The following is a 3,058-nucleotide window of genomic DNA, read 5'->3' on the forward strand; positions in this document are numbered from 1 at the left end:
GCGAACGAGAGGGCGAGTGTCACGAGAAGTTGGCTGTGCGGCCTAACGTTTGAGCTGAGAGGCTGCTGCCGGCGGGGCACTTGGGCCGCGGAGAGGATGATGGCACTGGCCGCTCCGCGGCCCAAGTGCCCCGCCGGTGGCAGTCCGCTCGAGCGATGGGTTAGGCGTCACTTGATGAGCGTGGGCCACTGAACCGACAGAGTAGAGGAAAAGCAACGCCTGCAGAATTGCCAACAGAAGAAAGGTGCGCTCGGCAACGACCCTAACGCGAGTGGATCGGCCTTTCGGGCTATCTCTCGTGAAGTTGGCCACGTGTATCGCTGCCGGAAAATGCAGCTGCTCTATGGCGCATGCCCGCCTGATGTAATAGTCCTGATACGAAAACGCGCGTGCTATCACTCGCCGAGACCCAAGTGATGAGAGTGCTCCGGTCAGTGAGACAACGGCGATCAGGAACCAGTAGGCATCCGCAAAGAAGGAAGATGGCAAAGAGCACTGGGTGCTGACGTCTGACTTGGTGGCGCTGATCAGTTGCGCAGAGGCCAACACGAAAATGCCTTGTAGCGCACCCAATCCGGAGAACTTCACCCAGATTCCTGAAGCTTCGTTTGCCCACAAGGTAACTGCCGCCTGATACGCCGGACCGACGAGTGCGTGACGTTCGGCGCGTCTGGCCGCTCTGCCAGGAACCCTAGGATGCATTGCTCGCTCCAATCCCTATGCTCATAGCTTCTGCAGCGTCGAGAATGATGTCCTCCACGGTGAGCGCAGGCAGCCAGCGGAGAGCTTCTATTGCCAAGTCGATTCGCGGTAGTTTTTCGAATCCATCGTCAAAGCGCGCACCGTAGCAAACGGCGGGATCCACACTGACGATCGGAGACGACGACCGTAGGATGTGCACGACCAACCGGGCAAGATCGATGATTCGGAGTACGTTCTTGGGGTTTCCGATATTCAGTATCGGCGGTGGCGTTGTGGCTTCCGCAAGAAGCTTGAGGGCGGTCGCGGCCTCTCGTGAGTGCAAGAATGTGCGCAGTTGGCGTCCGGAGCCATGCACTTGCAGGGGCGTTCCATGGAGCGCGGAGGCGATGAATCGGGGGATGACAAAGCCACCCTTACCAGACTGCCTTGGGCCTGCAACGTTAAAGAACCGAACGCAGGTGTACGGTAGGCCCGCCTTCGTGCAGTGTTGAGCAATTAGTTGCTCGGACTTGTGTTTTCCCGAAGCGTACGCGGCACGAGGAGTTGTTGTACCCCAAGACCTAATCTCGTCTTCCTCGCGTAGCCAGCCGGCGCATGCATAGACGTCTGAGCTAGAGCCGAAGAGCAGGCGCACACCAAACTTAAGGCAGTAGTCAAGCACCGTCCTAGTGTCCTGAAGAATCTCCGCCTCAATGTCGCCGGAGTACTGTGCAACGCGGAGTGGACCGACGATTGATGCTAGATGAATCACCAAGTCAGCGGTCCGAAGGCCTGCAAACGCTGCTTGGACTGTGGACCGCACGATTCGTGCGTCGTTGCGAAAGTGGTGATGATCTACGACGTTCGACGACAAGTTATCCACTATGGTGACATCCCAGCCGGCGCCCAAGAGTGCTTCTACGGTGTGGGAGCCGATGAACCCCAGGCCGCCGGTGACGATCGCGTGCATAGTGATCAAATGTACTGCTCTGCGTCAGATTGAGCCTTGCTTGTGACGCCTAACGTTTGAGCTGAGCGGCAGACGCCGGGAAGGCGCTTGGCCCGCGCGACGGATGATGACACTGGCCGGTGCGCGGGCCAAGTGCCTTGCCGGTGGCTGTCCGCTCGAGCGAAGGGTTAGGCCGCACTCTCAGCCAACTAGGGCCGTTCGCTGAGTGGGCCATGCTCGGACTCACGTTTCACCTTGTCCCACTCTTCCTTGAGCAGGGCTTGCGTGGACTTGGTTAGGCGTTCCAGCGCATCAACAAGCTCCTTCTGGCGCCTCGGATCAGTGTAGTGAGGGATCTCCTCGATTAACGCCTCGATCTTCTTGTCGTGTTCGCCCGCAGGATTGAGACGTAGCCGGATGACGTGGCGTAGGCGGTCAAGCTCCTTCAGCACTTCTCCCTCGCCCGCCTTCCCCTCCAATTCGCTATGGGACCAGTAGTACACGAGCCCGGAGAACGCCCCAATGTCTTGGCGGAGCTGCTCGATCCACTTGATGCGTTGGCTAGTGACGGTGTTGACAAAGGTCGTGCGCTTGCTAACCCGGTGATTCGTGATGGCGTTCCACACGCCAAGGACGAAGGTGACGGCGACGCCCGCGAAGAGACCAATATCCTTGAGCTCCATCGCACCCCCCCTGTGGCTTGTGCGGCCTAACGTTTGAGCTGAGCGGACACCACCGGCAAGGCGCTTGGGCCGCGAGCCCGATGATAAGCACCACGGGTTCGCGGCCCAAGTGCCTTGCCGGTGGAGGTCCGCTCGAGCGAAGGGTTAGCCGTCATTTCGCGGCAGGGCATAGACCCTCTCTGTGCACGGCTCACCTCGGAACACGACTTGGCGGCTCTCGATGAACTCGAAGCCAACGCGCTCTAGCAACTTGATGCTCGGTAGGTTTCGGTCGTCGGTTATGCCCAGAACGCCTGTGACGCTGGTAACCGAGAAGAAGAGTTGAAGTGCCTCGAGGACCGCAAGAGTTGCGACGCCACGACCTTGGGAGCCTGGCTGAAGCGTAAAGCCGACTTCTCCAGAGGTTCCGTCTTCGGACAGGTACAGGCCAATGTCTCCGACTAGCGCATCAGACTCTGGCTCGGCGATTCCGAGTTGCACCCAGTGGCCTGGTGCAAATAGCGGTGCGCTATGCACTTCGTCGAGGAACTGAAGTGCCTCGGCATCCGACATCGGCGACCAACCCTGGTACCGCCCGAGTTCTGGGAGTGAGCGATAAGCCTGGAACGCCGCGAGATCGCGTGGGTGTAGGCGGCGGAGGCGGCCAGCGGAGAACTCGCGAGGCAGCAGCGTCTCGTGCATGACGGCTAACGTTTGAGCTGAGGCGACCGCCACGGGTTGGCGCTTGGGCCGCGAGACCGATGAT

At 59.8% G+C, this 3,058-nt stretch carries 3 protein-coding genes; all 3 read right to left on the minus strand.

Going from position 1 to position 3,058, the window contains the following annotated elements; all coding sequences use genetic code 11:
* Positions 1–691 precede the first annotated feature (691 nt).
* The gene (locus tag D9C15_RS32860; RefSeq protein ID WP_128003668.1) at positions 692–1,651 is read right to left on the minus strand and encodes an NAD-dependent epimerase/dehydratase family protein; all 960 of its coding nucleotides are present in this window, start codon (positions 1,649–1,651) and stop codon (positions 692–694) included.
* 188 nt (positions 1,652–1,839) lie between these two features.
* Positions 1,840–2,313 (minus strand): hypothetical protein, encoded by a 474-nt coding sequence (locus tag D9C15_RS32865; RefSeq protein WP_128003669.1) that lies wholly within the window; start codon positions 2,311–2,313, stop codon positions 1,840–1,842.
* A 144-nt stretch (positions 2,314–2,457) separates the two neighbouring features.
* On the minus strand, positions 2,458–3,058 hold a 601-nt coding region (locus D9C15_RS32870; protein ID WP_205854977.1), incomplete at its 5' end, for a GNAT family N-acetyltransferase.

Source organism: Piscinibacter defluvii, from assembly GCF_004011805.1.
GTDB lineage: Bacteria > Pseudomonadota > Gammaproteobacteria > Burkholderiales > Burkholderiaceae_C > Piscinibacter > Piscinibacter defluvii.

What these genes read in the sequence shown, in the direction of transcription:
- D9C15_RS32860 (WP_128003668.1), bottom strand. Translation starts at nt 1,651, where the DNA reads ATGCACGCGATCGTCACCGGCGGCCTGGGGTTCATCGGCTCCCACACC.
- D9C15_RS32865 (WP_128003669.1), bottom strand. Translation starts at nt 2,313, where the DNA reads ATGGAGCTCAAGGATATTGGTCTCTTCGCGGGCGTCGCCGTCACCTTC.